General features: G+C 72.0%; 29 protein-coding genes. 17 read left to right on the top strand and 12 right to left on the bottom strand.

The features are described from left to right. The first annotated feature begins 4 nt into the window (after window positions 1-4). Window positions 5-1,270 (top strand): hypothetical protein, encoded by a 1,266-nt coding sequence (locus ABZW11_RS37230; RefSeq protein WP_355428037.1) that lies wholly within the window; start codon window positions 5-7, stop codon window positions 1,268-1,270. 48 nt (window positions 1,271-1,318) lie between these two features. On the opposite strand, the gene ABZW11_RS37225 is transcribed toward ABZW11_RS37230, so the two are convergent. After that, complete coding sequence (locus tag ABZW11_RS37225; RefSeq protein WP_355428034.1) at window positions 1,319-2,617, bottom strand: ankyrin repeat domain-containing protein; 1,299 nt, start codon at window positions 2,615-2,617, stop codon at window positions 1,319-1,321. Window positions 2,618-2,760: 143 nt separating this feature from the next. Then, window positions 2,761-3,783 (bottom strand): aminotransferase class V-fold PLP-dependent enzyme, encoded by a 1,023-nt coding sequence (locus tag ABZW11_RS37220; RefSeq protein ID WP_355428031.1) that lies wholly within the window; start codon window positions 3,781-3,783, stop codon window positions 2,761-2,763. Window positions 3,784-3,883: 100 nt separating this feature from the next. On the opposite strand from ABZW11_RS37220, the gene ABZW11_RS37215 reads away from it, so the two are divergent. The 8 genes from ABZW11_RS37215 (at window position 3,884) to ABZW11_RS37180 (ending at window position 12,461) form a co-directional block, all read left to right on the top strand. Then, window positions 3,884-4,618, top strand: coding sequence for a GntR family transcriptional regulator (locus tag ABZW11_RS37215; RefSeq protein WP_355428028.1), 735 nt, complete (start codon window positions 3,884-3,886; stop codon window positions 4,616-4,618). A gap of 114 nt (window positions 4,619-4,732) precedes the next feature. Continuing rightward, window positions 4,733-5,848, top strand: coding sequence for an N-methyl-L-tryptophan oxidase (gene solA / locus ABZW11_RS37210; protein ID WP_355428025.1), 1,116 nt, complete (start codon window positions 4,733-4,735; stop codon window positions 5,846-5,848). Beyond that, complete coding sequence (locus ABZW11_RS37205; protein WP_355428022.1) at window positions 5,845-6,894, top strand: ABC transporter substrate-binding protein; 1,050 nt, start codon at window positions 5,845-5,847, stop codon at window positions 6,892-6,894. The genes solA and ABZW11_RS37205 overlap by 4 nt, the downstream gene beginning before the upstream one ends. After that, window positions 6,891-7,982: an ABC transporter ATP-binding protein gene (locus tag ABZW11_RS37200; RefSeq protein ID WP_355428019.1), complete on the top strand. Its 1,092-nt coding sequence runs from the start codon at window positions 6,891-6,893 to the stop codon at window positions 7,980-7,982. Before ABZW11_RS37205 ends, ABZW11_RS37200 begins: the two co-directional genes overlap by 4 nt. Further along, the gene (locus ABZW11_RS37195) at window positions 7,946-8,890 is read left to right on the top strand and encodes an ABC transporter permease (protein ID WP_355428016.1); all 945 of its coding nucleotides are present in this window, start codon (window positions 7,946-7,948) and stop codon (window positions 8,888-8,890) included. Before ABZW11_RS37200 ends, ABZW11_RS37195 begins: the two co-directional genes overlap by 37 nt. Further along, window positions 8,887-9,693, top strand: coding sequence for an ABC transporter permease (locus tag ABZW11_RS37190; protein WP_355428013.1), 807 nt, complete (start codon window positions 8,887-8,889; stop codon window positions 9,691-9,693). Before ABZW11_RS37195 ends, ABZW11_RS37190 begins: the two co-directional genes overlap by 4 nt. 11 nt (window positions 9,694-9,704) lie before the next feature. Then, window positions 9,705-10,847, top strand: coding sequence for an FAD-binding oxidoreductase (locus ABZW11_RS37185; RefSeq protein WP_355428010.1), 1,143 nt, complete (start codon window positions 9,705-9,707; stop codon window positions 10,845-10,847). 69 nt (window positions 10,848-10,916) lie between these two features. Next, a complete protein-coding gene (locus ABZW11_RS37180) occupies window positions 10,917-12,461 on the top strand; it encodes an AMP-binding protein (RefSeq protein ID WP_355428007.1) in 1,545 nt (514 codons plus the stop codon). Here ABZW11_RS37180 and ABZW11_RS37175 read toward each other — a convergent pair. After that, window positions 12,445-13,491 (bottom strand): aldo/keto reductase, encoded by a 1,047-nt coding sequence (locus tag ABZW11_RS37175; protein WP_355428004.1) that lies wholly within the window; start codon window positions 13,489-13,491, stop codon window positions 12,445-12,447. The genes ABZW11_RS37180 and ABZW11_RS37175 overlap by 17 nt on opposite strands. Window positions 13,492-13,558: 67 nt before the next feature. Continuing rightward, on the bottom strand, window positions 13,559-14,827 hold the full coding sequence (locus ABZW11_RS37170; RefSeq protein WP_355428001.1) for a PP2C family protein-serine/threonine phosphatase: 1,269 nt from the start codon (window positions 14,825-14,827) through the stop codon (window positions 13,559-13,561). A 120-nt stretch (window positions 14,828-14,947) separates the two neighbouring features. Between ABZW11_RS37170 and ABZW11_RS37165 the strand changes: the two genes are divergently transcribed. Together ABZW11_RS37165 and ABZW11_RS37160 are read left to right on the top strand one after the other, a co-directional pair. Beyond that, on the top strand, window positions 14,948-15,832 hold the full coding sequence (locus ABZW11_RS37165) for a S1 family peptidase (protein WP_355427998.1): 885 nt from the start codon (window positions 14,948-14,950) through the stop codon (window positions 15,830-15,832). A 117-nt stretch (window positions 15,833-15,949) separates the two neighbouring features. Beyond that, window positions 15,950-16,135 carry a hypothetical protein gene (locus ABZW11_RS37160; protein WP_355427995.1) on the top strand — a complete coding sequence of 62 codons (186 nt, stop codon included), beginning with the start codon at window positions 15,950-15,952 and terminating at the stop codon, window positions 16,133-16,135. A 10-nt stretch (window positions 16,136-16,145) separates the two neighbouring features. Here the strand turns inward: ABZW11_RS37160 and ABZW11_RS37155 are convergent, their stop codons facing one another. The 3 genes from ABZW11_RS37155 to ABZW11_RS37145 all read right to left on the bottom strand — a co-directional run bounded on the left by ABZW11_RS37155 (window position 16,146) and on the right by ABZW11_RS37145 (window position 18,269). Beyond that, complete coding sequence (locus ABZW11_RS37155; protein ID WP_355427992.1) at window positions 16,146-16,364, bottom strand: hypothetical protein; 219 nt, start codon at window positions 16,362-16,364, stop codon at window positions 16,146-16,148. 463 nt (window positions 16,365-16,827) lie between these two features. Continuing rightward, window positions 16,828-17,727, bottom strand: coding sequence for a hypothetical protein (locus ABZW11_RS37150; protein WP_355427989.1), 900 nt, complete (start codon window positions 17,725-17,727; stop codon window positions 16,828-16,830). Beyond that, the gene (locus tag ABZW11_RS37145; RefSeq protein ID WP_355427986.1) at window positions 17,724-18,269 is read right to left on the bottom strand and encodes an RNA polymerase sigma factor; all 546 of its coding nucleotides are present in this window, start codon (window positions 18,267-18,269) and stop codon (window positions 17,724-17,726) included. The genes ABZW11_RS37150 and ABZW11_RS37145 overlap by 4 nt, the downstream gene beginning before the upstream one ends. Before the next feature lie 250 nt (window positions 18,270-18,519). Here ABZW11_RS37145 and ABZW11_RS37140 point away from each other — a divergent pair, with 250 nt between their 5' ends. Next, the gene (locus ABZW11_RS37140) at window positions 18,520-19,539 is read left to right on the top strand and encodes a dihydroxyacetone kinase subunit DhaK (RefSeq protein WP_355427983.1); all 1,020 of its coding nucleotides are present in this window, start codon (window positions 18,520-18,522) and stop codon (window positions 19,537-19,539) included. Further along, on the top strand, window positions 19,536-20,159 hold the full coding sequence (gene dhaL, locus ABZW11_RS37135; RefSeq protein WP_355427980.1) for a dihydroxyacetone kinase subunit DhaL: 624 nt from the start codon (window positions 19,536-19,538) through the stop codon (window positions 20,157-20,159). The genes ABZW11_RS37140 and dhaL overlap by 4 nt, the downstream gene beginning before the upstream one ends. Window positions 20,160-20,173: 14 nt before the next feature. Here the strand turns inward: dhaL and ABZW11_RS37130 are convergent, their stop codons facing one another. Together ABZW11_RS37130 and ABZW11_RS37125 are read right to left on the bottom strand one after the other, a co-directional pair. After that, on the bottom strand, window positions 20,174-20,629 hold the full coding sequence (locus tag ABZW11_RS37130) for a VOC family protein (RefSeq protein WP_355427977.1): 456 nt from the start codon (window positions 20,627-20,629) through the stop codon (window positions 20,174-20,176). A gap of 210 nt (window positions 20,630-20,839) precedes the next feature. Continuing rightward, on the bottom strand, window positions 20,840-21,766 hold the full coding sequence (locus ABZW11_RS37125; protein WP_355427974.1) for an AEC family transporter: 927 nt from the start codon (window positions 21,764-21,766) through the stop codon (window positions 20,840-20,842). A 239-nt stretch (window positions 21,767-22,005) separates the two neighbouring features. On the opposite strand from ABZW11_RS37125, the gene ctaD reads away from it, so the two are divergent. The 3 genes from ctaD to ABZW11_RS37110 are packed head-to-tail and all read left to right on the top strand — an operon-like array spanning window position 22,006 to window position 24,215. Further along, window positions 22,006-23,661, top strand: coding sequence for a cytochrome c oxidase subunit I (gene ctaD, locus ABZW11_RS37120; protein WP_355427971.1), 1,656 nt, complete (start codon window positions 22,006-22,008; stop codon window positions 23,659-23,661). A 5-nt stretch (window positions 23,662-23,666) separates the two neighbouring features. Further along, a complete protein-coding gene (locus ABZW11_RS37115; protein ID WP_355427968.1) occupies window positions 23,667-23,894 on the top strand; it encodes a DUF3040 domain-containing protein in 228 nt (75 codons plus the stop codon). Window positions 23,895-23,912: 18 nt separating this feature from the next. Next, the gene (locus ABZW11_RS37110; RefSeq protein ID WP_355427965.1) at window positions 23,913-24,215 is read left to right on the top strand and encodes an NUDIX domain-containing protein; all 303 of its coding nucleotides are present in this window, start codon (window positions 23,913-23,915) and stop codon (window positions 24,213-24,215) included. A gap of 2 nt (window positions 24,216-24,217) precedes the next feature. Here the strand turns inward: ABZW11_RS37110 and ABZW11_RS37105 are convergent, their stop codons facing one another. Continuing rightward, window positions 24,218-25,438, bottom strand: coding sequence for an epoxide hydrolase (locus ABZW11_RS37105; RefSeq protein ID WP_355427962.1), 1,221 nt, complete (start codon window positions 25,436-25,438; stop codon window positions 24,218-24,220). After that, window positions 25,435-25,887, bottom strand: a complete 453-nt coding sequence (locus tag ABZW11_RS37100) for a MarR family transcriptional regulator (protein WP_355427959.1) — start codon at window positions 25,885-25,887, stop codon at window positions 25,435-25,437. The genes ABZW11_RS37105 and ABZW11_RS37100 overlap by 4 nt, the downstream gene beginning before the upstream one ends. Before the next feature lie 129 nt (window positions 25,888-26,016). Between ABZW11_RS37100 and ABZW11_RS37095 the strand changes: the two genes are divergently transcribed. After that, window positions 26,017-26,580 (top strand): dihydrofolate reductase family protein, encoded by a 564-nt coding sequence (locus ABZW11_RS37095; protein ID WP_355427956.1) that lies wholly within the window; start codon window positions 26,017-26,019, stop codon window positions 26,578-26,580. A 90-nt stretch (window positions 26,581-26,670) separates the two neighbouring features. Here the strand turns inward: ABZW11_RS37095 and ABZW11_RS37090 are convergent, their stop codons facing one another. Further along, complete coding sequence (locus ABZW11_RS37090; RefSeq protein WP_355427953.1) at window positions 26,671-26,838, bottom strand: hypothetical protein; 168 nt, start codon at window positions 26,836-26,838, stop codon at window positions 26,671-26,673. Between the last annotated feature and the right edge of the window lie 134 nt (window positions 26,839-26,972).

The raw sequence follows: 26,972 nt of genomic DNA, 5'->3' as shown, positions 1-26,972 counted from the left end.
CGGCGTGCGAGCACTCCTCAGACGCCTGGCCGTCGTGCCCCTGCTGCTGCTCGTCTGCGGCTGGCTGTCACCCGCCGCGCCCGCCCATGCCGACACCAACGTGGCGAGGAACGCCACCCCGTCCGCTTCCTATACCTCACCCTGGGAGAACGTCGCCGCGCTCAACGACGGCATCGACCCGCCCGGCTCGAACGACACCGTCAACCGCCGCTGGGGCACCTGGCCCAACACCGGCACCCAATGGGCCCAACTCACCTGGAACTCCGCGCAGACCCTCAAATCCGCCGAGGTGTACTTCTTCGACGACAACGGCGGCGTGCGCGTCCCGGCCTCGTGGCGGCTGCAGCGGTGGACAGGCAGCGCGTACGCCGACATCCCCGGCACGTACCCGATCGCCGTCAACGCCTACAACAAGGTCACCTTCGCCTCCGCGGTGAGCACCACGCGGCTGCGCGTCGTCCTGGAGAGCGGCCAGGGCTCGGTCGGGCTGCTGGAGGTCAAGGCGTGGGCCGACGACCCGCCCGCCGGCGGCGGCTGGAACCCGCCGTCGAACCTCGTCACCCCGCTCAACGAGGTGTGGCAGCACGTCGAGAGCACCTACCCCAACCTGTACGGCTTCCGTAACTACGGCTGGGACCAGGTCATGGCCAACGGCGGCTCGATCAACTACTGCGTGCGCTGGGACTCCAGCGCCGGCGTGACCGCCGCCCAGCGCGACCAGATCCACGCCACGCTGGCCCGCCAGTTCAAGAAGTGGATGGACGTCATGGCCGGCCAGGACGGCTGGCTGTACAGCAGCGTGCCGGTGAAGGTGGTCGGCTGGGCCGTACGCGACCGCGCCCAGCTGCAGTGGAACGACAACTCGGTCGACATCTACGTCAACGACATCCGCGAGAACGCCCCGCAGTGCGCCGAGCCCTGCGGCCGCTTCTTCAACCAGAGCGGCAACTACCCCAACTGTCCCGGCGGCGCGTCGCACCACTACGACATGTCGCTCTGGCTGACCTCCGGCTTCGGCGGCGGCGCGGGCGGCGACTGGGGGCAGCGCCTCGGCAGCGAGTACTACATGTCGAACCTCAACGCCGACAACATGCACATCCTGCTGCACGAGATCGGCCACTCGTTCGGCCTGGACGACTTCTACGACTGGACGCCGAGCGGCGTGTGCTGCTTCCTGATGAAGGCCGGCAGCGCGTCGTCGATCACGGAGTTCGACGCGTGGATGTTCCGCGACTGGTGGCGGCACCTGAGGAGCCGCTACGGCCGCTGACCGGGCAGGGCGCGGGGGTGGCCGGCTGGGAGCCGCCGCGCCCTTTCGTCAGCTCTCGCGGGCGGGGAGCAGGGCGTCGATGGCGGCGTCGCCGGTCGGCGGGCGATGCCGGGTGGGGGCGCCGGCTTCGACCAGCGCGCGTACGGTTCCGAGGTAGTCGCCGTCCTCGGCCCGGTTGTTCCGCAGCCCCCACAGCGCGCAGTCGAGCGGCGTCGGCCCCTCCTCGTCGAACGCGCAGTCGGCGAGATCCGCCCCGCGCTCGATCAGCAGCCGTACGGTGGCCGTCCGCCCCTGCATGGCCGCCTGGTCGAGCGGCGTGAAGTTGCTGTAGCCCCGCGTGTCCACCGCCATCCCGGCATCCAGCAGCGCCCGCACCACCTCCGTCCGGCCGAGCAGCGCGAACTGCCCCAGCAGCCAGCCGAAGTCACCGTCGTGCGGCACGCCCAGCACCGGCACCGGCGCCACGGGCAGGCGGGCCGACTCGCCGCGCGCCACCGCCAGCACAGCCGCGTCCACCGGGTCCAGCTCGGCGGTCGCGCCGCGCGAGAGCAGCAGCTCGTACGCCGCCAGGTGCCCGCAGCGGGCGGCCAGCGCCAGCGGGCGGCGGCCGACGTCCCAGCGGTCCCAGGGCAGGTCGATCTGGGCGCCCGCGTCCAGCAGGATCGTCAGGATCGTGGTGCTCCTGCCCCGGACGATCGCGTGGTGCAGCGCGTGGGCGGCGTTCACGTCGGCCCCGTGCGCGAGGAACCAGCGCAGCCCGCCGGCGTCCTCGAAGTCCAGCTTGCGGACGACCAGCCGCTCGAAGCCCGGCCGGTACAGCAGGTCGAGGAAGGCGGTGCCGGACTGCTCGCAGGCGTGGTAAAAGGCGTCCTCGTCCGGCGTGGCCCCGCGGTCGACGAGGAGGCGGGCGAGGCGCAGGTCACGGCGTTCGACCGCGTCGAACAGCGCCGTGCGCCGCCACTCGCCGCCGTTCTCCGGCGTGTGCGCGCCGGGGTCGGCGCCCGCGTCGAGCAGGAGGCGGGCGCACTCGCGTACGCGGGACTCCGGCGCGCTGGCGCGGCGCAGCAGCACCAGCAGCGGGTCGAGCCCGCCGACCGGCTCCCGCGCGGCGTCCCCGGCGGCGAGCAGGCCGGTCAGGGCGGCCGGGTCGGCGAGGACGAGGGCGCGTTCGATGCCGTCGAGCGCCGTCGCGCGGACGTGCTCGACCAGGCGGGGCCAGCTCGGGAAGCCGTAGGCGCGGGCCAGCTCGTGCTGGGCGCGGCCGAGCGGGATGCCGCGGTCGCGTTTGCGGGCCTTGGCCTGCTTGCGCAGGTGCTCGAGAGATGGGCGCGTGGGTAGCTCGGACACGGCGAACCTCCGTCTGCCCGGGTCCGCGTGCACGGGACGAGGTCCGTCGGTCGTGTGAGGTCGTGCCGCCGGTGGGATCGTCCCTGCCCCGCGGACCGGATGCGCCCGGCGAACGCGCTCCCATCCTAACCCGCCCCCGCCTTTCAGGGCGTGGTCAGGGCCGCGACGGCGCGGTCCACGTCCTCCTCCGTCGTGTAGAGGTGGAAGCCGGCGCGGACCTTGCCCTCGCGCACCGCCGCCCGCAACCCCGCCGCCTCCAGCCGCTCGCCGGGCGCCTCCACCGAGACGATCGCCGAGTCCGACGGCTCCAGGCCGAGCCCCGCCCTGAACCGGTTGGCCAGCGCCACGTCATGGTCCCTGATCCGCTCGACGCCGATCTCGTTGATCAGCTCGATCGCGGGCGCCGCGCCGACGTAGCAGAACCAGGCGGGCGACAGGTCGAACGCGCGGGCGTCGGACGCCAGCCGCAGCGGCGGGCCGTAGTAGGAGCCGCCCTCGTCGGCGCCCGCGTACCAGCCGGCGGCCAGCGGGCGCATCCGCTCGCGCACCCGCGGCGACAGGTACGCGAACGCGGCCCCGCGCGGCGACACCAGCCACTTGTACGCCGCGCACGCCAGCACGTCCACATCCGCGACGTCCACCGGCAGCCAGCCGCACGCCTGCGAGCCGTCCGCGATGACCAGCGCGTCATGGGCGCGGGCGGCGGCCACGACGTCGGCGAGCGGCGTCACGTACCCGGTGAGCGACTGCACGAGGCTGAACGCGACCGCCGCCGTGCCCGGCGTGATCGCGTCGGCCAGCCGGTCGGCGGGCACAGCCACCACGTCGGCCGCCACCGCCCACGGGAACAGGTTGCTGGTGAACTCGATCTCCGGCACCACCACCCTGGCACCCGGCGGGAGCGCGGTGGCGACGAGCGACATGAGCTGGGAGACCGTCGAGCCGACGGTCACGTCCGCGGCCTGCGCGCCGACCAGCTCGGCGAACGCCGCCCGCGACCGTCCGACGGAGGCGTCCCACGGTTTCCAGTCGCTGGTGCCGCGCCGCCAGTCGGCCAGCACGGCCTGCAACTCCTCGACGGCGCGGCGGGGCGGCAGGCCGTAGGAGGCGGTGTTGAGCCACCCGGGGGCGGCGTCCCAGAGCTTCGCGGCAGCGGCGATGTCCATGTGATCAGCCTAGGACGAGCCTCGCGCAAAACCGGACAATCCGAAAAGTTATGACTAATGGAGTATTGACATGACTATTCGCTACAAGCAGTATTTTGGCATGTCAGAACGTGACCTCTTGCTCCACGTGCGGATCCGCAGGGTGCTTGAGGCACGCATCAGAAGCGGACAGTGGGGTCCGGGCACCCGGATCCCCACCGAGGTCCAGCTCTGCGAGGAGTTCGGCGTCTCGCGCATCACCGTGCAGCGAGCGCTGCGCGACCTCGCGGACGCCGGGCTGATCGTGCGCTTCCGCCGCCGCGGCAGCTTCGTCGCGCAGGCCATCGGGCAGCACAACCTGCTGCGCTTCACCGGCCTGCTGATCCAGGGGGCGGAGATGCACGGAGACCACCGGGTCGTCGCGGCCCAGGTGCTGCCCGCCCGCGCGGCGCGGCTGCGCCTGCCGGGCGTGCCCGACGACGAGGCGGTCGTCCAGATGGAGCGCCAGAAGCTGAACGCGGCCGGCAAGGTGATCAACACCGAGCTGCACGTGCTGCCGTTCCGGCTCGCCCCCGATCTGCTCGACCAGCCGTTGGAACCGTTGACCACCCACGCCTACCTGCGCGATCGCGGAGTCGAGCTGGTCCGATCCAGGCTCTACGTCGAGCCGTACGCCGTCGGCCAGGACGAGGCGGAGCTGTTCGGGCTCGCCCCTGGCACCCCCGTCTTCCGCTGGACCCGCGAGACCTGGACCCGCCGCGGGGAGATCGCCGAACTTCTCGAAGAGATCGTCACCCCCGGCTCCGAGCGCTTCTACGTCGAGACCGACCTGAGCGGCTCCTCCGACCGCCGCTGATCGACCGCCACTGATCGACCGCCACTGACCGACCGCCTTCCCGTACGAGAACACGCCACCCGTCGCGCCCCCGTGCGCCACGGACCCCAGCCATGCCCTGGAAGGAGCGGACCCTTGACCTCTGTCGCCGTCGTCGGCACCGGCGCCGTCGGTGCGATGGCCCTGTGGCGGCTGGCCGCGCGCGGCATCCCCGCGACCGGCTTCGACGCCTACGCGCCCGGCCACGACAGGGGCGCGTCGGGCGGCGAGACGCGCATCTTCCGCACCGCGTACAAGGAGGGCCCGCAGTACGTGCCGCTGCTGCGCGAGGCCCGCGCGCTCTGGACGGAGCTGGAGCAGGTCGCGGGCGCCCGGCTGCTGACCCCGGTCGGCGGCGTGACCGTGGGCCCGCGCGACCACCCCGTGGTGGACGCCGTGCTGGCGGCCGCCCGCGCCCACGACCTGCCCGTCGAGGTGCTGACCGGCAAGGACGCGGCCGAGCGCGTGCCCGAGCATCCGCTGCGCGACGGCGAGGTGATGGTGGCCGACCGCGACGCCGGCTACCTGCGTCCCGAGCCCGCCGTCGTGGCGGCGGCCGCGGCGGCCGAGCGCGCCGGCGCCACGATCCGCCGCTACACCCCCGTCGAGCAGGTACGCGAGAACGCCACCGGCGTCACCGTCGTCACCGGCGACGGCGAGCGGCGTTTCACCCACGCCGTCATCGCGCCGGGCCCGTGGGCCGCGCGCCTGCTGCCCGATCTCCCCATCACCGTCAAGGCGATCACCTCGACCTGGTTCCCGCGCCGCGACGAGACCCTGTTCGCGCCCGGCCGATGCCCGATCGCCATCCGCGTCGGCGAACCCGCCTACTCCTGCTTCCCCTCCGTGGACGGCGCCGGCGTCAAGGTCAACCTGCACGTGCCGTGGCGGGAGATCGGCTCACCCGCCGACCTGGCCCGCAGCGTCCCCGTCGAGTACGTCAGGCAGGTCGCGGAGGCCGTCACCGCCACCCTGCCGGGGCTGCGTCCCGACCCCGTACGCGTCGCCACCTACGCCGACGCGTTCACCCCCGACGGCCACGGACTGCTCGGCAGGCAGGGCCGCGTCGTGGTCGCCGCCGCCTTCAGCGGGCATGGATTCAAGCTCGCCCCCGTCTTCGGCGACATCGTCGCCGACCTGGTCGAAACCGGCACGACCGGCCGCGCCATCGCCCATCTAGCCCCGAACCGCCCCCTTCGGAGGTCGCCATGAAAGCCTCTCTGACCGCCGCGCTCGCGGCCGCGGCGCTCGCCGTCGCCGCCTGTGGCGCACCGACACCATCCGCCGCCCCCGGAACGCTGGTCGTGGCCGGGTACGGCGGCTCGTACGAGGAAGCCTTCAAGCAGTCCGTCATCCCCGCCTTCGAGAAGTCCTGCTCCTGCCGGGTCTCCTACATCGCCGGCAGTTCCACCGACACCACCGCCAAGCTGAAGGCGCAGAAGGAGTCGCCGCAGATCGACGTGGCGCTGATCGACGACGGCGTGCAGAACCAGGCCGTCGAAGCCGGCCTGCTCGCCCCGCTCGACCCCAAGACGGTCACCAACCTCTCGCAGGTCATCGACCTCGCCCGGCTGCCCGGCGACGTCGGCGTGGGCTTCTCGCTGAACGCCACCGGCATCGCCTACAACAGCGACTACTACGCCCAGAACGGCCTGCCCGCCCCCAAGCGGCTGGCCGACCTCGCCGACCCGCGGCTGCGGGGCAAGCTGGTGATGCCGTCCATCACGCAGACGTACGGGCTGGGCGCGCTGCTCATCGCGGCCAAGGTCGGCGGCGGCTCCGAGCACAAGATCGACCCCGGGTTCGCCGGCGTCAGGAAGATCGCGGCCAACGCCGTCACGTTCGACACCACCGCCGACGTGTCCAACTTCTTCCTCCAGGGCCAGGCGGTCGCCTCGATCTGGGGCAACTCGCGGGTGCAGACGCTGGCCAAGAAGGGGTTCCCGGTCGAGTTCGTCTATCCGGAGGAGGGCGCGCTGCCGCTGATCGCCACCGTGAACGTGGTGAAGGGCGCCCCGCACGCCGACCTGGCACAGAAGTTCGTCAACACGCTGCTGGAGCCGTCGGCGCAGCAGGCGCTGGCCGCCTCCGCCTTCAACGGGCCCGTCGTCAAGGGCGTCGAGCTCGACCCCGAGCTGGCCGCCGCGGTCGTCGGCCAGGACAGGGCCGCCGAGCTGCGCAAGCTCGACTGGGCGGTGATCAACAAGAACCGCCCGGCATGGACGGACCGCTGGAACAAGGAAATCGAGACCTCATGAGCGTGGCGAGTGTGACCGGGGCGGCGACGGACCAGGGCGTGCGGCGCGGGCGGCTGCGGCTCGACGGCGTGCGCAAGGTGCTGGGCGGCAAGGAGGTCGTCTCGGCGGTGGACCTGGAGACCGAGCCGGGCGAGTTCCTCACGCTGCTCGGCCCGTCCGGATGCGGCAAGACGACGACGCTGAACATGATCGCCGGGCACCTGGCGGCCGACGGCGGACTGATCGAGGTGGACGGCCGCGACATCACCGCCGTGCCGCCGCACCGCCGCTCGATGGGCATGGTCTTCCAGTCCTACGCCCTGTTCCCGCACATGACGATCGCCGACAACGTGGCGTTCGGGCTGCGGATGCGCAAGGTGGGCGGGGCCGAGCGGCGCAGGCAGGTCGCCGAGGTGCTGGAGCTGGTCGGCCTGGACGGCATGGCGCAGCGGCACCCCCGCCAGCTGTCCGGCGGCCAGCAGCAGCGGGCCGCGCTGGCCAGGGCGCTGGTCATCAAGCCCGACCTGCTGCTGCTCGACGAGCCGTTCTCCAACCTCGACGCCCAGCTGCGGGTACGCCTGCGCGACGAGGTGTCGGCGCTGCAGCGCCGCATCGGCACCACCACCATCCTCGTCACCCACGACCAGGAGGAGGCGCTGGCCGTCTCCGACCGCATCGCCGTCATGGCCGGCGGCGTCATCCACCAGCTCGACCGGCCCAGGGAGATCTACCTGCGGCCGGCGACCGACTTCGTGGCGCAGTTCATCGGCGAGGTGAACACGCTCGACGGCACCGCCGCGGGCGGTCACGTCTGCGAGGTGGGCGGCGGCACCGTCGGCGGCACGCCGGTGGGCGAGGCGCCCGGCAAGGGCGCGGCGGTCCGTCTGTACGTGCGGCCCGAGGTCGTACGGGTGGCCGCCGGAGCGGGGGAGGGGCTGCGCGGCCGCGTACGCGAGACGCGCTTCCTCGGCTCCCGCATCCGCTGCGTGGTGACCACCGCGGCCGGCGAGGTGACGGCGGCGCTGCCGTTCGACGCGCGGGTGCCCGCTGAGGGGGAGGAGGTGACCTGCTCATGGCGGCCATCGGACGCGTCACTGGCGACCAGGTGACCGGCGCGGACACCCCCACGCCCGATGACCCCGGCGCGCCGGGTCGTGGTGGGCCGGTGCGGGCGGCGGCGGCGAGGCCGCTGTGGCGGACCGGGCTGCTGCTGGCGCTGCCCGCCATCGCGATCTTCACGCTGCTGTTCGTGGCCCCGCTGTTCACGCTGGTGGCCAACAGCTTCAGGACCCAGACCGGCGCGTTCACCCTCGACAACTACGTCCGCTTCCTCGGCGACCCCTTCTACCGCGCCGTGCTCTGGAACACCCTCAAGGTGGCCGCCCTCACCACGGCAGGCTGCCTGCTGATCGGCTACCCGTTCGCCCTCTACATGCGCGGCCGCTCGCCCAGGACCCGCAACTGGCTCGCGCTGCTCCTGCTGTCGCCGCTGCTCATCAGCATGGTCATCAGGGCGTACGGCTGGCTGGTGGTGCTCGGCCCGAACGGCCCCGTCGCGTCCGTGCTCAAGTGGCTCGGCATCACGCCGCCGCAGCTGCTCTACAACGACACCGCCGTGCTCATCGGCATGGTGCACGTGATGCTGGCGTACATGGTCCTGCCGCTGATGGGCAGCCTCGACCGGATCGACCCGACGCTCGTGCCGGCCGCGCGCGGGCTCGGGGCGTCGGGCTGGACCTGCTTCTGGCGGATCACGCTGCCGCTGTCGGCGCCCGGCATGCTGGCAGGGGCGATGATCGTGTTCAGCCTGACCGCCTCCAGCTTCGTCACCCCGGCGATCCTGGGCGGCCCGAAGGTGAAGCTCATGCCGTACTTCGTCTACACCCAGGCGACCGTCAACCTCGACTGGCCGTACGCGGCCGCCATCGGGTTCGTGCTGGTCGTCGTCACGACCGGGCTGCTGCTCGGCTACTCGCGGCTGCTGCGCAGGCGCGGCGGGGAGGTGGTGTTCGGATGACCCGGCTCACGAGGGTGCTCGGCGGCGCGTTCGCCGCGCTGGTCGGCGTGTTCCTCATCGCGCCCGTCGCGGTCACCGTGGCCTCCTCGCTGACCACCACCTCCTACGTCTCGTTCCCGCCGCAGGGCATCACCCTGCGCTGGTACGCCGAGGTGCTGGCCAAGCCCGAGTTCCTGGCGTCGTTCGCGCTCAGCGCCGGCGTGGCGGTCGCGGCGGCGGCCATCTCCGCCGTCGTCGGCCTGGCCGGCGGGCTGGCCATCCACCGCTACCGCTTCCCCGGCCGCGCCCTGCTGGAGGGCGTGCTGTCGAGCGCGTTCGCGGTGCCGACGATCGTGCTCGGCATCGGGCTGCTGCAGTGGTTCGCCCAGATGGGGCTGGCCTCCAGCCCGTTCACGCTGCTGCTGGCCCATCTCGTGCTGACCGTCCCGTACGCGGTGCGGCTGGTGCTGGCCGGGCTGTCCGGCTTGGACCGGTCGGCGGAGAAGGCGGCGGCCGGGCTCGGCGCTCCGCCGTTCCTGGTGTTCTGGCACGTCACGCTGCCCGCTGTGCGCGGCGCGCTGATCGGGGGCGCGTTCTTCGCGTTCATCACCTCGTTCGACGACCTGACGGTGGCGCTGTTCGTGGTCACCACCGACCTGCAGACGCTGCCCGTACGGATCTTCAACTACATGCAGTACGACTACGACCCCACCGTCACCGCCATCGGCACCCTCATGGTGCTGTTCGCCGTGGTCGCGGTCGTCGTCATCGAACGTTTCGTCGGCGTCGCCAAGCTGTTCGGCGCCGACGAGGAGCACAAGTGAGAGGAGCAAGCGTGCGAGTCGTCGTCATCGGCGCGGGGGTGGTCGGTTCCGCGGTCGCGGCCGGCCTGACCCGGCGCGGCGCGCAGGTCACGGTGCTGGAGGCGGGCACGCCGGGAGCCGGTACGACGTCCACCTCGGTCGCCTGGATCAACGCCAACAACAAGACCCCGCAGGAGTACTTCGACCTCAACCACGCCGCCGTCTGGGCGCACCACCAGCTGCCGGGCGACTGGTTCCACCCCACGGGCAACCTCGAGTACGCGGTCACCGGCGACCACAAGGAGCAGCTCGAAGCCCGCGTCGCCCGCCTTCAGGGCATGGGCTACCCGGTCGAGCGGGTCACCGCCCGGCGCGCGCTCGCCCTCGAACCCGACCTGGCGCCCCCGCCGCCGGGCACCGAGTACGTCTTCTTCCCCGTCGAGGCGTACGTCCAGCCGCTGCGGCTGCTCGGCCGGCTGCTCGGCGAGGCCCGCGACCGCGGGGCCAGGCTGGAGTGCGGCGCCGAGGTCTCCGCGATCGAGACAGGGGCGTCCGGGGTGAAGGTGACGGTCGCCGACGGGCGGACGTTCGCCGGCGACGCCGTCGTCACGTGCGCGGGCCGCTGGACCGAGCAGGTGGCCGCGCTGGCCGGCGCCACCGTCCCGATGCTGGACCCGGCCGTGTCGGGCACGGTCACCAACGGCTTCCTCGTCACCACGACCGCGGTGCCCGCCCGGCTGTCGCGCATCCTCACCACCGCCGCGCTCAACCTGCGGCCCGACGGCGGCGGACGCATCCTGCTGCAGTCGCTGCCCCTCGACCACCTCGCCGATCCGGCCGCCCCGGTGCCCGCCGAGGTGCTCGCCAAGATGATGGCCCTGCTGCCCGGCGTGCTGCGCGCCACCGACGGCGCCGCCGTCGAGCGGGCCGTCGTCGGGCAGCGCGCGATGCCCGGCGACGGGCTGACCGTGGCCGGGTTCGCCGACCCCGGCCGGAGGGTCTACACGGTGGCCACGCACAGCGGGGTCACGCTGGCGCCGTTGCTGATGGACGAGGTGGCGGGCGAGCTGTACGGGGAGGAGTCGGCGCTGCTGGCCCCCTTCCGTCCCGGCCGCTTCACCGACGGCACGGCCGGGCCCGCTCCCGCTCCCGCGCGCCGGCCGGGGCAGCAGTAACGTTCCGTCCGGTCGTCAGCGGGTACGCGTACCTCGTCCTGGCTCGTACCGGAAGGTGAGGGGACGGCGGTGCTCGGACGGCTGATCGACCTGGGCGGCTTCGGTGTGGAGGCCGCCGCCACGCTCACCCGCAACGGGCTGCTCGGCCCGGTGCACCCGGCGGCGCTGGCCCGCATGGTGGAGGCGTACCGGCACTTCCACCTCACCCCCGCCACCGGCCTGGCCATCGCGGCGGCCCGCTGGCCCGATCGTGAGGCCGTGATCGACGAGGCGGGCGCCGTCACGTTCGCCGAGCTCGACGACCACGCCGCCGCGCTGGCGGCCGGCCTGCAGCGGCGGCTCGGCGCCGGGCCCGGCACCACGGTGGCCGTCATGTGGCCCAACGACCGTGGCTTCCCCGCCGCCGTCGCGGCCGTGTCCAGGCTCGGGGCCGACCTGCTGCTCCTCAACACCGGCATGGCCGGGCCCCGGTTGCGCGAGGTGCTGCGGCGGGAGGGCGTGCACGTGCTCCTCGCCGCGCCCGGGTCGGCGGAGGCCGAGTTCGACGGCCCCCACATCACCGACCTCGACGACCTCGCTGATGCCGGGGAGCCTGCGGATGAGCCGCCGCCGTACCCGAAGCGGCCGGGGCGGCTGGTGCTGCTCACGTCCGGCACGACCGGCACCCCCAAGGGAGCGCCGCGGCGGCTGTCCATGGGGGCGATGGCCGAGCCGTTCGTGTCGATGCTGGGCACCGTGCCGCTGCGCGGCGGCGAGCCGATGCTGATCGCGCCGCCGCTGTTCCACGGGCTCGGCCTGCTCTGGTACGCCGCCGCGCTCGTCCTCGGCTGCCCCGTCGTGCTGCTGCGCCGCTTCGACGCGGCGGCCGTGCTCGACGCGCTCGACCGCACCGGCGCGGGCGCGCTGATCGCCGTACCGGTGATGCTGCGCCGCCTGCTCGACCTGCCGCCCCGGCCGCTGCCCCGCCTGCGGGTCGTCGTCTCCGGCGGCTCCGCCCTGCCCGCCGACCTCGCCACCCGCTTCATGGACGCCTACGGCGACGTCCTGCACGACCTGTACGGCTCCACCGAGGCCGGCTGGGCCGCCCTGGCCACCCCCGCCGACCTGCGCGCCGCGCCCGGCACCGTCGGCCGCCCGCCACGCGGCACCACCGTCCGCATCGAGGACCCGTCGGGCGGCGAACTGCCGTCCGGGCAGGTGGGACGGGTGGTCGTGGCGGGCGGGCTGACGTTCGGCCCCGGCGGCCCGCTGGCCACCGGCGACCTCGGGCACCGCGACGAGCACGGGCGGCTGTTCATCGACGGCCGCGACGACGACATGATCGTCTCCGGGGGCGAGAACGTGTTCCCGCAGGAGGTGGAGGACTTCCTCGCCGCCCGGCCCGGCGTGGCCGACGTCGCCGTGCTGGGGGTGAGCGACGAGGAGTACGGGCAGCGGCTCGCCGCCTACGTCGTCCCCGAGGACGGGGCCGAGCTGTCGGCCGACGAGCTGCGGCGGGCGGTCAAGGAGGAGCTGGCCGGGTACAAGGCGCCGCGCGACGTGGAGTTCGTCTCCGAGGTGCCGCGCAACCAGACCGGCAAGGTCGACCGGGCGCGGCTCACCCGGCCGCGATGAGCCGCTCGACCGGCGGGTTGACCCGGGCGAACCCCTCCTGGTTCCGGTACGGGAAGTACGGGTACGCCGCGGTGACCTCGCTCGCCGCGTCCAGCCTGCGTACCTGCTCGGGGGTGAGCCGCCAGCCTACGGCGCCGAGGTTCTCGCGCAGCTGCTCCTCGTTGCGGGCGCCCACGATCACCGAGGCCACGCCGGGCCGGGTCAGCAGCCAGTTGAGCGCGATCTGCGGCACGCTCTTCCCGGTCTCCTTCGCGACCTCGTCCAGCGCGTCCACGACCCGGTAGAGGAGCTCGTCGGTCACGGGCGGGCCGTACGCGGCGGTTTTGTGCAGCCGGCTGCCCGCCGGGATCGGGCTGCCCCGCCTGATCCTGCCGGTCAGCCGCCCCCAGCCGAGCGGGCTCCACACCAGCGCGCCGACGCCCTGGTCGAGACCGAGCGGCATGAGCTCCCACTCGTAGTCGCGGCCGACGAGCGAGTAGTAGACCTGGTGGGCGACGTACCGGGGATGGCCGTGCCGGTCCGCGGCGGCCAGCGACTTCATGAGCTGCCAGCCGGAGAAGTTGGACACGCCGACGTACCGCAGCTTGCCGGCCGTGACCAGGTCGCCGAGCGTGCCCAGCACCTCCTCGACCGGGGTGGCGGCGTCGAAGGCGTGCAACTGGAACAGGTCGATGTAGTCGGTGCCGAGGCGGCGCAGCGCGTCGTCCACGGCCGTGATGAGCCGCGAGCGCGAGGTGCCCGCGCCGTTCGGGCCGTCGTGCATGGGCAGGCCCGCCTTGGTGGAGATGAGCACCTTGTCGCGCCGCCCCTTCACGGCCTGGCCGAGCACCTCCTCCGAGGCGCCATCGGAGTAGACGTCCGCCGTGTCGAACATGGTCAGTCCCGCGTCGAGCGCCACGTCCACCAGCCGCCTGGCCCCTGCCACGTCGGTGTCGCCCCAGGCGCCGAACAGCTCGCCCCTGCCGCCGAACGTGCCGGCGCCGAAGCTCAGCGCGGGCACCTCGAGCCCGCCCAGCCGCCGATATTCCACTACATCCTCCTAAATGGAACGGATTTACCGTTAAGGACGGTAGCACGCTAACGGCAAATCTGTTCCATTAAGTGTTCCCGGCGGTCCCCGGCGGCACGCCCGTCAGCGCCTCGGGACGTCCCTTCGGGTACGGCCTGCCCGGCCACTCCACCAGCAGCACCGTCGCGTCATCGCGCAGCCGGCGCTCGTGATAGGCGAGGTGATGAAGGATCAACCGGCGCAACGTCTCCGGCACCGGCAGCTCGTCGGCCTGGTGCCGGGTGAGGAAATCGGCGAACCGCTCCATCCCGAACTCCTCGCCCTGCCGGTTGCGCGCCTCGGTGATGCCGTCGGTGTAGAGGAGCAGCCGGTCGCCCGGCTGGAGCTGCGCCCGGCACTCCGCCACCGTCTCCGCCAGCCCGAGGCCCGCCGGCGGGGACGGCGGGCAGCCCAGCTCGACCGTCGTCCGACTCCTGACGATCACCGGGGGGTAGTGGCCGCAGCTCACCCAGAGCAGCTCGCCGCTGAGGATGTCGAGGGTGGCCAGCAGGCACGTCGCGAACCGTTCCCCGCCGAACTGCGCCGTCAGCTCCCCGTCGATCCTGGCCGCCCACTGCGCGGGCGTCATGCCGGATTGGCGGCTGTTGCGCAGCGTCGTCAGCGCCAGGTTCGCGGTCAGCCCGGCCGCCGTGTCGTGGCCCATCGCGTCGAAGATCGCCAGGTGGGCGACATGGCCCTCGATGGCGTAGTCGTAGACGTCGCCGCTCACCTCGTAGGCCGGCTCCATGACCGCGCTGACCACCAGTTGGTCGGTCGCGAACGTGCGCTGCGGCATCAGCCGCCACTCCATCTCCGCCGACACCGTCATCCGCCGCCTGCGGACCAGACGGCTGTAGGAGTCGCTCAGCGGCCGCTTCGAGACCACCAGCAGCGCCACCAGGCCGGCCAGCAGCTCCATGTCGTGCAGCGTCCCCGCGTCCGCGCCAGGGGCGGTGATCCGCAGCACCCCCAGCCGGTCCGTGCCGTTCACCAGGGGCACCCACCACTGCTCAGGGTCGCGCACGGTCGCCGGCAGGATCTCCCCGTGCTGGAACGACCGGCCCGCCACCGTGCCCTCGACGCCGATCTCCGCCTCCTGCGGCTGTCCGGCCGGCGCCGGCTCCGCGGCCAGCGGGGACAGCACCTCCTGCTGCAGATCCGCGAGGTAGATCACCACGTCGCGCAGCCCCGCCGGGGCGGCGTGCTCCGCCACCAGGCCAGGGATCTGCTCCAGGGTGCAGGTGTGGGTCGTGGCGATGAGCTCCCCGAGCATGGACGCACGCGCCGCCATGGACGCGGAGTCGCGGTGAGCGATCATGCACTCACGGTTATCATCCGCCGATGGGCCGGGCGGGCCATAACACGGTGATAGGGGGAAAATGATAGGGATCCGCAGAGGTCGTACCGGCTTACGGTGAGTGACAGGAGGCCCGCCTGCATGAACGTGTACCGCCTTGCCGTCACCACCCTCGCTCTGCTCGTCGCCCTGATAGGGACATCCGCTCTCCCCGGCGCCCCCGCCTCGGCCGGCGCCCGTCCCCTGGCCGCGCTCGATGCCGACAAGAACCGCCTCGACGCCGCCGGCCGCCTCGCCGGCCCGGACGTGCACGCCTGGTACGTGGACGCGGCCACCGGCGAGATCGTGATCCTGGCCGCCGACCCCGCCAAGGCCACCGCCTTCGCCCGCGCGGCAGGAGCTGACCCGTCCGCCGTCCGCGTCGAGCCGTCCGCCGCCCGCCCCGCCCCGTACGCCGACATCCGCGGCGGCGACGGCTTCATGGTCGAGGGCAAGGGGCGCTGCATCGTCGGCTTCACCGTACGCAGCGGCACCACCGGCGGCTTCCTCACCGCCGGGCACTGCGGCGAGCGCGGCGACGTCGCCACCACCGCCGACGGCACCCCGATCGGCGTCTTCGAAGCCTCCTCCCACCCCGGCGACGACTACGCCTGGGTCTCGCTCCACCCCGGCTGGAACCCGCGCGGCGCCGTCGTCGCCCTCGGCACGGAACGCCCCATCCGCGGCGCCGGCCCCGCCCCGATCGGCGCGTCCGTCTGCCAGGCCACCCCGATCGCCGGCTGGCACTGCGGCGTCATCCAGCAGCGCAACGTCACCGTGAACTTCCCAGAAGGCGTGATCACCGGCCTGGTGCGGACGAGCGTGTGCGCCGAGCCCGGCACGTCGGGCGCCCCCTTCGTCTCCGGCGATCAGGCCCAGGGGCTGACCGTGGGCGGCTCGGGCAACTGCGCGACGGGCGGCACCACGTACTTCCAGCCGGTCGCCGAAGCGCTCTCAGCCCTGGGCCTGACCCTGGTCACGTCCTGATCCTCACGCGGAGGCTTCCGGCTGCGCCTGCGTCGGTCGTGCGCCTGCGGCTGGGCATCGGACGAACCCGCCGTTTTCGAGCCGTACTCGCTGTTCCACATCGGCCTGGCGAAGACGATGAGCACGTTCGGGGACGTCCACGAGGTCGGGCCCGGCCTGGCCACGCTGCTGCACTTCGTCGCGACCGGACGGCTCCGTCATGAGGTGGACGTCCGCGCCCCCTGGGAATGCGTCTCCGACGCCGCCCGAGCCCTCCTGGACCGCCGTGTCGCCGGCAAGGCCGTCCTGGACGTGACCCCATAGGGCTCCGGCGTCAGCTCGGGGGCGTGGCGGTGCCGTGGGGGTTGTCGACGCCGTGCGGGTTGTCGATCACGTACCGCCATCTGCCGTCCGGGCCCCGCCTGAGGACGTCGGTCGCGGTGCCGCTCATGGCGATCTCGGTGCCGTCGCGTGCGGTGCCGCGCATCGACCAGTCGACGATGAGCAGGGCGATGTCGGCCGCGACGTACACCTGCCGCGGGACCGCCTCCATCGGCACTGTTCATGACAAAATGATCATATCACGTTTTCGTGATCACGTTCGAGAACCGAAATTGTCGTGGCCGCTCGATAAGGTCCCGGCCATAGCACCCTCACATCCGTCCTTGGCACTCTCGTCCTGCGATCCCTGGTTCCCGTCCTCACCCAGGACACCCCCGCCCTGCGAGAACGCGCCGCCCGCCTGGCGCTGAGCTTGGCACCCCAGGCGGGACCGAGAGGCCGCACGGCGCTCCGACGGGTGGCCGAGTGGTCCGGCGCATCACGCGAACGGCTCCCCCCTCCGCGCGGCGGCATCACCCCCTTGTGAGAAGGCGGCACCTCGTCCACGAAAGGCGGCGTTCTCCTCGCTGAGAGGGCCGGCCCGGAGACGGCCCGGACAGCTTCTTCTCGCCCCGTCGGCCGCCCGGAAGCACGCCGTGTGACGCACCTCCTTGAGACCGGCGGGGCTCCGGTGCTCAGTCCGCGTACTCGAGGCCCGTCTGGCGCTCGGCGGTGACCTCCAGACCGACCACGCCCTCACGCGCAGGTATGACCTTGAACACGATCCAGTCGCCGCCCACCTGATCCGCCGCCAGTGGTTCGACCGTGTACCCGCCCTCGTGGACCACGACGCGGCGGAACTCCGCGCTCAGGCCGCGCTTGCCGACCTCGGTCAGCACCTCGTCGACGGTCCGGCCGCTCACCTTGACGCCGGCCAGCGGCTCTCCTGGACGAGTGGCCGACTGCCGGCTGTTCTCGTAGGGCTCCCCCGGCTTGGCCGGCCTGCCCAGCTCGAAGTGCACCACGTTGGGCGTACCCTTGATCGCCGCCGGGACGGTCACCACCATGAAGCAGCCGCTCTCGGCCAGATCGCAGTCCGCCGGCTCCTTGCGGGCTCCGATGGGCACGTTCACCGTGGCGTAGCCACCGCCCAGGCTCACGATCTCGCCGACCGCGCTGGGCGAGACCGGGATCACCCTGAGCTCGACGTTGAGGCCGAGGGAACGGAACGCTTCGGAGAACTTCCGCTGGTCCGCGTACGGGTCCTTGATCCGGGCGACGTAGGTGTCGGCCTCCTCGTGGATCTCCACCGCGGAGTTGGCGTAGGAGGTCGAGACACCGCTGAGCAGGCTCGGTCCAAGGACGACGCCGAGGGCGAGGACGGCGGAGGCGGCGAGTCCGAGCATCGTACGACGCCCGAGGCGATGCCGGCGCGGGCGTCGGAGGGGCGCCGCCGTCGTCGTGTCCCGCTCCTGGGCGATGATGTGGGCGAACAGCGCCTGCGCGCGGGCGCCGCCGGCACGCCCGCCTGGTTCGTCGGGACTGATCCTGGCCAGCGGCCTCAGCAGCTCATTGATCTCGTCGATGTTCCTCATAGTGATCTCCCCATGGGAGCGACCGCGTCGGTCGGCGGGAATCGGACGTCGGCTTCTTCGAGTGCCCGGGACAGGCGTCTGCGCGCGCGGTGGAGCCGGATACGGACGGCGTTGCGGGACAGCCCCAGCATTGTGGCGATCTCCCTGCGGTCCAGGCCCTCCCACGCGACCAGCGCGAGCAGCTCGCGATCGTCCTCAGGAAGCGTCGCGAACGCCTGGGCGATCGCGTTCCTCTCGACGCTGCGGTCGGCGAGATCACCGTAGAGGTCGGCCATCTCCGTATCGAGGTACCGATGCCGCGCCTGGTGGCGCAGCGCGCTGCGGCGGTGGTCGGCCAGCACGTTGCGGGCCACTCCGTAGACCCAGAGCCTCGCCTGCGCGCCCGGAGGCAGTTCCTCGATCTTGCGCCAGACGATGACGAAGGTCTCGGCGACCACGTCGGCCGCGTCCTGCGGCGAGTCGCAGCGGCGTCCGGCGTAGGCGGTGATCTGGTCGTAGGTCGCCCGGTAGACCGCTTCGAACCTGTGGGTGTCATCTGACACAGGCGGTTCCCATCGTGACGTCCTCCACTTCCGGTACGGGTACGAATGTCACCGAAGGCACGGACGCCATCGTCATCCTGGCCACGGAACCCCCGGAGTCCGGCACCGGCCGCTTCGTCAGCCGCACCGGCGAAATCCCCTGGTCCTGACCGCGTGCCGCTGCTTCGCGGGGAAGGGCCGTGGGCGGGCCTCGTGGTCGGGGCATCCACCGGTCACGCTACAAGCAGCCTGGGCGGGGGAGGGGAGGGGTATGAGTGCGCCGTTCTTGCCCGCCGGTGATCCCGTCGCGCCTGCCTTGCGTGGGTTCGCCCGTGCGCACGCGCATCTCGTCGAGCTGCGTGAGGACCCCGTGCATCTGCGGGCTCGTGAACGGGATCCGCGCCGCGTCGTCGGGCTGGTCGCCGGTGGCGGGTCGGGGCACGAACCGATGCATGCCGGGTTCCTCGGCAGGGGCATGCTGGACGCCGTCGCGCCGGGACAGGTGTTCGCGTCCCCGCACAACCGGCAGGTCCTGCATGCCAGTCTGGCCGCCGCCGGGCCGGAGGGGGTCGTGCACGTCGTCAAGAACTACACCGGCGACCGCATCAACTTCGGCATCGCCGCTGAACGGCTGCGTCACGAAGGGGTGCGGGTCGGGCGGGTCCTCGTGGACGATGACCTGGCCACCGATGACACGGACAGTGCGACGGGGCGGCGCGGCACCGGGGCGACGGTCGTCGTGGAGAAGTTGCTCGGGGCCGCCGCCGACGAAGGCCGGGGCCTGGACGAGCTGACCGCGCTCGGCAACGCGGTCGCCGCCGCGTCCCGCAGCCTGGCCGTCGCCTCCCGGGCTCAGACCTCCTTCCACACCGGCGAGCCCGCCTTCGACCTGGCGGCAGGTGAGCTGGAGTACGGCGTCGGCATTCACGGCGAACGGGCCGCCACCACCATCGACCGGCCGCCGCTGCCCGACCTGGTCGTCCGCATGATCGACGAGCTGCTGACCGGACTGCCACCAGGCCCCGGCGAGCTGCTGGTGCTGGTCAACGGGATGGGCGCGACCACGCAGCTGGAGCTGTACGGCATCTTCGACCAGGCCGCCGCCGTGCTGGAGGAGCGCGGGCTGAGGGTGGCGGAGTCGCTGGTGGGGACGTACGTGCCGGCGCTCGACATGGCCGGGTTCTCGCTGACCCTGACCCGATTGCGGGACGGATGGCGTACGTGGTGGCGCGCCCCGGCCCGCACCCCGGCGTTCCCCGTCCTGGACGATGTCAACGAGGAGGGACGATGACCGCGACCGCAGCGCCCGTACTGCGCCGCTACGCCGAGTCCGTCGCCGCCGCCCATGACGAGCTGACCCGGCTCGACCAGGCCAGTGGCGACGGCGACTTCGGCGACAACCTCCGCTCAGGCCTGACCCGCGTGCTCGCCGAGCTGGACCGGCCAGGCGCCGAGCTGGACCGGCCAGGCGCCGCGCACGGGTTCGACGTGGCGGGGCGGGTGTTCCTGGACGAGGTCGGCGGGACGAGCGGGCCGCTGTTCGGGCTGCTGTTCACCGAGCTCGCCCGTGCGCTCGACGAGAACCCCGACGGCGGGTGGGCGCGCGGCACCGCCGCCGGGCTCGCCGCCATCCAGCGGGTCGGCGAGGCCGAGGTGGGCGACCGCACGCTCGTGGACGCGCTGGCTCCGGCGGCGGCGGAGCTGGAGCGCGGGACAGGCTTCGCCGCCGCGGCCCGCGCCGCCGCCGAAGGCGCCCGCGCCACCGCCGACCTGCGCGCCCGTCGTGGCCGCGCCAGCTACGTCGGTGAACGCGCCCGCGGCCTGCCCGACCCGGGCGCGATGGGCGTGGCGCTGCTGTTCGAGGCCCTCGCGGCGACGAAGGACCCCGGCTTCTCAGCAGGCCTGTGCTGAACAACGGTCGCCCGTCACGCCTCGCCGGCGGCCTCCTGCAGAGCGCGGAGGTCGAGTTTCTGCATGCCGAGCATCGCCTTCGTGACCCGCTCAGCGGCGGCAGGGTCGGGGTGGCCGAGGAGCTCGGGCAGCCGTCGGGGGACGATCTGCCAGGACAGGCCCCACCGGTCCTTCAGCCAGCCGCACCTCGACTCCTCGCCGCCCTCCAGCAACGCGGCCCACAGCTCGTCGATCTCCTCCTGCGTCTCGCAGTCGACGTACACGGAGACGGCCTCGTTCAGGGTGTACCGGGGGCCGCCGTTGAGCGCCATGAACCGCTGCCCGGCCAGCTCGAACGTCACCACCATGACACCACCGCCCGGCCCGCGCCGCACCTCGACGATGCGGGAGCCGGCGAACAGCGAGGTGTAGAAGGTGGCGGCCTGCTCGGCCTGGTCGTTGAACCACAGGAACGTGGTGATCTTCTGCATGGGGAAGCTCCTCCCGAGTTTGTCGTCGTCCGTCACCAACGCGTCGAACGCGCCACCCCCGGATCGACACGCTCCCCAGAACTTTTTCTGCGTCAGACGGATCTCCACGTCGTGCACCGGTTGTTCGTGCCGGACGGGATAGCTGCCGGAGACCCGGGGCGGTCAGCTCCGTGTGATGGGCGTTGACCGCCGCGAAGCCCCTGGCCGAGGTCAGGGGCCCAGGACGGCGCCGATGGCGGTCATGATGGGGATGGACAAACCGGTCGTCACCAGGATCGTGCCTCTAGCGAGGCGGCGGGCGGTGTCGTAGGTGACGGCGTACACGTAGATGTTCTGGGCCGTGGGCAGGGCGGCGAAGAGGGTGGCGGCCAGGAGGTGGGTGCCGTCCAGGTGCAGGGCGAAGCGGGCGGTCAGGTACGCCACCGCCGGCTGGGCGACCGCCTTGAGCGCCACGGCCAGGGCAATGTCCTTGCCCACGCCGTCCTCGCCGGGCGCCGGGGCCTGGCGGCGGGAGCCGTACAGGCTGAGACCGTAGGCCAGCAGCGCGACGGGCACGGCCGCGCCGCCGAGCAGGTCGATCGGGCGCATGACCGCGACAGGCAGCGAGACGCCGCTCACCGCGAGCGCCAGCCCGAGCAGCGAGGCGACCGTGAGCGGGTTGCGGAACGGCAGCAGCAGGGCCGCGCGCGGGGATCGGGCGCCCTTGTCCAGGATCAGGAACGAGACGGGGGTCAGCACCAGGAGCTGGAAGAGCAGGATGGGGGCGATCAGGGCGGCGTCGCCCAGGACGTAGAGGGAGATCGGCACGCCGAGGTTGCCGGCGTTGACGTACGAGGAGGCCAGGGCGCCGATCGTGACCTGCCGGGTGCTCCGCCGGAACACCAGCTTGGCCACCAGCACGAACACCAGCTGCGTGAACGCCACCGCGATGATCTCGGTGAGCAGCACGGGCGACAGCAGCGCTCCGAGGTCGGCCTTGGAGACGGTGGCGAACATCAGCGCCGGGGTCGCCACGAAGAACGCCAGCCGGGACAGCGTCAGCTCGTCGCTCGCCCGCAGCAGGCCGGTGACGCCGATGACGTAGCCGAGCACGGCGACCGACACCAGTGCGGCGAACGCCGCGACAACCCCCGACACCCTAATACCTCCCAAAGCGGACAGGCTATCCAAGCCCGCACGTCGGGGCGGAGGCGGCCTCACACGTGGTCACGGAGCGGGGTCGAGCGGGTGGTGCGGGTGAGCGGCCGAGCATAGGTCGCATGGAAGGGGGTAAGCCCGTCGTACGGCGCTGACCTGCGAAAACAGGGCGCCACAGGCATGTCGCGGCAAAGTGGGGGGCTTCGGTGACTCTTGAGGAACCGCGTACTGACGAACCGTTGACGTCCGCCCTGGCGCCGGTCGAGGCCAAGGGCAAGGGACGGCTGGTCGTGGCCTGGCTGACCAGCACCGACCACAAGACCATCGGCTACATGTACCTGATCGCCTCGTTCCTGTTCTTCGCGCTGGCCGGGCTCATGGCCATGATCATCCGCGCCGAGCTGGTGCAGCCCGGCCTGCAACTGGTCAGCAACGAGGCGTACAACCAGCTGTTCACCATGCACGGCACGATCATGATGCTGTTGTTCGCGACGCCGCTGTTCGCCGGGTTCGCGAACGTCATCATGCCGCTCCAGATCGGCGCCCCCGACGTCGCCTTCCCCCGGCTCAACGCGGTCAGCTTCTGGCTGTTCCTGTTCGGCGGCCTCATCGTCGTCAGCGGCTTCTTCAGCGCCGGTGGGGCCGCCGACTTCGGCTGGTTCGCCTACACCCCGCTGTCGCACTCCACGTTCAGCCCCACCATCGGCGGCGATCTGTGGATCATGGGGTTGGCCCTGTCGGGGCTCGGCACCATCCTCGGCTCGGTCAACTTCTTCACCACCATCATCGCCATGCGGGCCCCTGGCATGACCATGTTCCGCATGCCGATCTTCACCTGGAACACCCTGCTGACCAGCATGCTCGTGCTGATGGCGTTCCCCGTGCTGGCCGCCGCGCTGCTCGCGCTGGAGGCCGACCGCAAGCTCGGCACCCACATCTACGATCCCGCCAACGCCGGGGCGATGCTCTGGCAGCACCTGTTCTGGTTCTTCGGCCACCCCGAGGTCTACATCATCGCGCTGCCGTTCTTCGGCATCATCACCGAGGTCATCCCGGTCTTCAGCCGCAAACCCGTCTTCGGCTACATCGGCCTGGTCGGGGCGACGATCGCCATCTCGGGTCTGTCGATGACGGTGTGGGCGCACCACATGTTCGGCACCGGGCAGGTATTGCTGCCGTTCTTCGCGTTCACCACGTTCCTCATCGCCATCCCCACCGGCGTGAAGTTCTTCAACTGGACCGGCACCATGTGGCGCGGCCATCTCAGCTTCGAGACGCCCATGATGTTCGCGGTCGGCTTCCTCATCACCTTCCTGCTCGGCGGGCTGACCGGGATGATCCTGGCCTCGCCGCCGCTCGACTTCCACATCACCGACACCTACTTCGTCGTCGCGCACTTCCACTACGTGGTGTTCGGGACGGTGGTGTTCGCGATGTTCTCCGGGTTCTACTTCTGGTGGCCGAAGATGACCGGCCGGATGCTGAACGAGCGGCTCGGCAAGTGGCACTTCTGGATGTTGTTCATCGGGTTCCACACCACGTTCCTGGTGCAGCACTGGCTCGGCGTGGCCGGCATGCCGCGACGGTACGCCGACTACAGCGCCGTCGACCGCTTCACCGACCTGCACCTCATCTCGTCCATCGGCGCGCTGCTGCTCGGCCTGTCCACGCTGCCGTTCCTCTACAACGTCTGGTGGACGGCCCGGCACGCGCCCCGCGTCACCGTGGACGACCCCTGGGGCTTCGGCAACTCCCTGGAATGGGCGACGAGCTGCCCGCCGCCCCGCCACAACTTCACCAGCCTGCCCCGCATCCGCTCGGAACGTCCCGCCTTCGACCTGCACTATCCGCACACCGCCCATCCGGCCCTCGAAGCCGCCGCGGAGAAGGAGTGAACCCCGTGGACGGCCTGTCGCCCCACGAGCGGCTCATCCTGGCGGAGATCGAGCTGGAACTGCGCCACACCGAGGCGCGCCTGGCCAACCGGCTGAGCGCCTTCAACGCCAGGGCCGGCGAGGACGGGCCGCAGCGCTTCGCCCCGCAGGTCAGCAACTGGGAGGTCGTCGCGGTGCTGGCCATGGTGCTGCTCATCTCGGGCATCATGACGCTTTTCGTGCTGTCCTGCTGACGGTTAGGGTGGCCGGTCGTGGCTCCCCGCATGCGCCGTTCCGTACGCGCGATCATCCTCGACCCCGACGACCGGGTCCTGCTGTGCCGCCACGACACCACCGCCGCCGGCGGGCCCGTGGTGTGGGCGATGCCGGGCGGCGGCGTCGAGCCCGGCGAGACGGACCTGCAGGCGCTGCGCCGCGAGCTGGCCGAGGAGGTCGGGCTACGCGTGGACGCGCTCCCACCGCACGTCTGGCACCAGAGCGCGCTCGCCGATCACGTGCCCGGCGCGCTGCTCGTGGGTGGCGTCCCGTCCGAGCCGGTGCGGCTGGGCGTCTGAGCTCAGCGGCGGCCGCGGAACGTGCGGCGCAGGTCCGCGACCCACTCCTGCGGGATCTCCCACGGGATGAAGTGCCCGCCGCGGTCGTGGCAGGTGACGCCGACATGGTTGTACCAGGCCGCCCTGTCGCTCTCCAGGAACCCGCGGATGCGCTGCTCGCCGGTCGTCACCCCCGGCGGGTTCTCGTAGCTGACGAACGTGATGCCCGTCGGCGCCTCCACCACCGGCCGGCGGTCGTGCGACGGCGTCCACGGGTAGCGGTTGTTGTTGGCGTACGTGCGGACGGACGAGCCGATCGCCTCTCCTGCCCAGTAGATGGTGGCGTGCGTGAGCAGGTCGTCCTTGCTGAACACCCGCTCCACGTCGCCGCCGTTGTCCGACCACTTCGCCCAGCGTTCGAGCATCCAGGAGAGCATCCCGGCGGGCGAGTCGGCCAGGCCGTGCGCCAGCGTGGACGGCGCCATCATGTGCGCGGCCAGGTGCACCGCGAAGCGCCGGTCCAGCTCCATGAATCTGGCGTGCACGTCGGCCGGCAGATCGGGCGGGATGGGGGCGCCGCCGCTGAAGTCCCACGCCCGGTCACCGTTGAAGAAGTCGAGCTTGAGCGCCGAGCCGATGTGGATGGCGATCAGCTCGCCGGCGTACTTGTGGCCGAGCTGCCCCGTCACCAGCGCGCCGACGTCGCAGCCCGCCGCCGCGTAACGCTCGTGACCGAGCACGCCGGTCATCAGCTCGTGCCAGACGTCGGCGATCTTCCAGAAGTTCATGTCGGGACGTCCGGTGAGCGGCGTCGAGAAGCCGAAGCCCGGCAGCGACGGCACGATCACGTCGAACGACTCCGCCGGGTCGCCGCCGTACGCGGCCGGGTCCGTCAGCGGATCGACGACCTTCGACCAGTGCCAGAACGTCCACGGCCAGCCGTGGCTGAGGATCAGCGGCACCGGGTCCGGGCCCGCGCCGGGCCGGCGCATGAAGTGCACCGGGACGCCGCCGACGTCCACCCGGTAGTGCTCGTAGGCGTTGATCGCCCGCTCGGCCGCCCGCCAGTCGAAGCCGTCGGCCCAGTAGGCGACCAGTTCCTCCAGGTACGCCCGGCGCACGCCGTAACGGCCGTCCTCGTTGCCCGGGTCCGGCGCCCACCTGGTCGCCGCCAGCCTGCGGCGCAGGTCGTCGAGCACCTCGTCCGGCACGTGCAGCGGCACAGGCTCCAGCGGTTTCGTCATGATCGCTCTCCCTTCTCCTCCAGCCCGGCCGCGATCTCGGTCAGGCGGCCCAGCACGCGCGCGACGTCCGCCAGCGCCGCCCGATCGCCGGCGTCCAGCCGCTCCACCAGGCGGCGCAGGCGCTCCACCCGGTCGGCGTGCCTGGACTCGACGATCCGCCGCCCGTCGGGCGTGAGCGACAGCAGGACCGCGCGCCCGTCGCGCGGGTCGGGGCGGCGCGACACCAGCCCTTCGCGCTCGAGCTTGGCCACGAGCGCGGTCAGCGCGGGCTGCTTGAGCTGCTCGGTCGCCGTCAGGTCGGTCAGCCGCAGCGGGCCCTTGCGTGACAGGGTGTGCAGCACCGACAACGTCGAGAAGTTGAGGCGGCGGACCGAGGGCAGGCGGATGTAGTACGCGTTGAAGTCCTCGATCGTGGTCGCCAGCTCGCCGAGGTCCAGATCGGAGGTCACAGTCAGCGTTTGTATCAAACTTCGATGTAATTCGGTACCTTACGATCCCGGCAGGGCGCGCCGTAAACGTTCCGTAAGTCCGCTCCGCCAGGCTTGAGGCAACTCACCGACCGAAAGGAACAACCCCTGATGCGTACGCTGAAACTGCAGGTCCAGACCACCATCGACGGCTACATGGGCGGCCCCGCGGGCGAGATGGACTGGCTGGACTTCAACTGGAGCGACGACGTCGGCGCCTACATCGACGCCATGACTTCGTCGGTCGACTGCATCCTGCTCGGCCGCGAGCTCGCCGGGGGCTTCATCCCCAGCTGGGCCGCCGAGCCCCCGGGGGAGAGCAAGGAGACCGTCGCGTGGATGAACGACACCCCCAAGGTCGTCGTCTCGAACACCCTCACCGAGTCGCCGTGGCCCAACGCCACCATCCTCGGCGGTGACCTGGCCTCCGCCGTCCGCGACCTCAAGTCGCAGCCGGGCGGGGACATCGTCACGTACGGCGGCGCCAAGCTGGCCTCCGGCCTCATCGCAGAAGGACTGATCGACGAGATCCACCTGTTCGTCAACCCGGTCTCGATCGGACGCGGCCTGCCCGTCTTTCCCGACGTCGCCGGTCACCAGCGCTTCCGCCTCGCCGGTGCGCGGCCGTTCGAGTGCGGGATCACCGCCCTGCACTACGAGCCCAAGCGCGACTGAGTCTCCGGGGCGGAACGCGGAAGACCGGGCGCCGCTCCGTGAGAAGATCGAGATCATGATTGGACTGCCTGGCTCATGCCGCCCGGGCGCTCACGACGCCCGCGCGACGGCCACCGACTCCTCCGTGACGTCCATCGCGCGGCCGGGGCTGCTCGGCCATGCCGCTGCCGTGGTGAGGGCGGGTACGGTCGAGTGCTGAGCATGCCGAGAGCCCACGACGACGCCGCCGCCGTCCCCGGCGCCTCCGGAGGCGTACACGTGCAGTCCTTAACGTCCCGCGAGCCGGGCACACCCTCTGACGGCGGCGCTCGCAAGGCGCGGGCCGGGAGCGTGGGGCGCATTGCCGGGCTGCGGCCGCGGCGCAAGCCCGGCGACGGCGGCGAGGTGGCCGC

The sequence above is a fragment of the Nonomuraea sp. NPDC004580 genome (genome assembly GCF_040609855.1).
GTDB lineage: Bacteria > Actinomycetota > Actinomycetes > Streptosporangiales > Streptosporangiaceae > Nonomuraea > Nonomuraea salmonea.
The sequence above is the reverse complement of the archived record's forward strand: the minus strand, read 5'-3'. Positions and strand labels throughout refer to the sequence as shown.

Coding starts and splice junctions, on each gene's coding strand:
- ABZW11_RS37200 (WP_355428019.1), top strand. CDS start 6,891: ATGAGCGTGGCGAGTGTGACCGGGGCGGCGACGGACCAGGGCGTGCGG.
- dhaL (WP_355427980.1), top strand. CDS start 19,536: ATGACCGCGACCGCAGCGCCCGTACTGCGCCGCTACGCCGAGTCCGTC.
- ABZW11_RS37170 (WP_355428001.1), bottom strand. CDS start 14,827: ATGATCGCTCACCGCGACTCCGCGTCCATGGCGGCGCGTGCGTCCATG.
- ABZW11_RS37220 (WP_355428031.1), bottom strand. CDS start 3,783: ATGGACATCGCCGCTGCCGCGAAGCTCTGGGACGCCGCCCCCGGGTGG.
- ABZW11_RS37105 (WP_355427962.1), bottom strand. CDS start 25,438: ATGACGAAACCGCTGGAGCCTGTGCCGCTGCACGTGCCGGACGAGGTG.
- ABZW11_RS37095 (WP_355427956.1), top strand. CDS start 26,017: ATGCGTACGCTGAAACTGCAGGTCCAGACCACCATCGACGGCTACATG.
- ABZW11_RS37205 (WP_355428022.1), top strand. CDS start 5,845: ATGAAAGCCTCTCTGACCGCCGCGCTCGCGGCCGCGGCGCTCGCCGTC.
- ABZW11_RS37215 (WP_355428028.1), top strand. CDS start 3,884: ATGTCAGAACGTGACCTCTTGCTCCACGTGCGGATCCGCAGGGTGCTT.
- ABZW11_RS37165 (WP_355427998.1), top strand. CDS start 14,948: ATGAACGTGTACCGCCTTGCCGTCACCACCCTCGCTCTGCTCGTCGCC.
- ABZW11_RS37195 (WP_355428016.1), top strand. CDS start 7,946: ATGGCGGCCATCGGACGCGTCACTGGCGACCAGGTGACCGGCGCGGAC.
- ABZW11_RS37140 (WP_355427983.1), top strand. CDS start 18,520: ATGAGTGCGCCGTTCTTGCCCGCCGGTGATCCCGTCGCGCCTGCCTTG.
- ABZW11_RS37190 (WP_355428013.1), top strand. CDS start 8,887: ATGACCCGGCTCACGAGGGTGCTCGGCGGCGCGTTCGCCGCGCTGGTC.
- ABZW11_RS37130 (WP_355427977.1), bottom strand. CDS start 20,629: ATGCAGAAGATCACCACGTTCCTGTGGTTCAACGACCAGGCCGAGCAG.
- ABZW11_RS37155 (WP_355427992.1), bottom strand. CDS start 16,364: ATGGAGGCGGTCCCGCGGCAGGTGTACGTCGCGGCCGACATCGCCCTG.
- ABZW11_RS37160 (WP_355427995.1), top strand. CDS start 15,950: ATGAGCACGTTCGGGGACGTCCACGAGGTCGGGCCCGGCCTGGCCACG.
- ABZW11_RS37150 (WP_355427989.1), bottom strand. CDS start 17,727: ATGAGGAACATCGACGAGATCAATGAGCTGCTGAGGCCGCTGGCCAGG.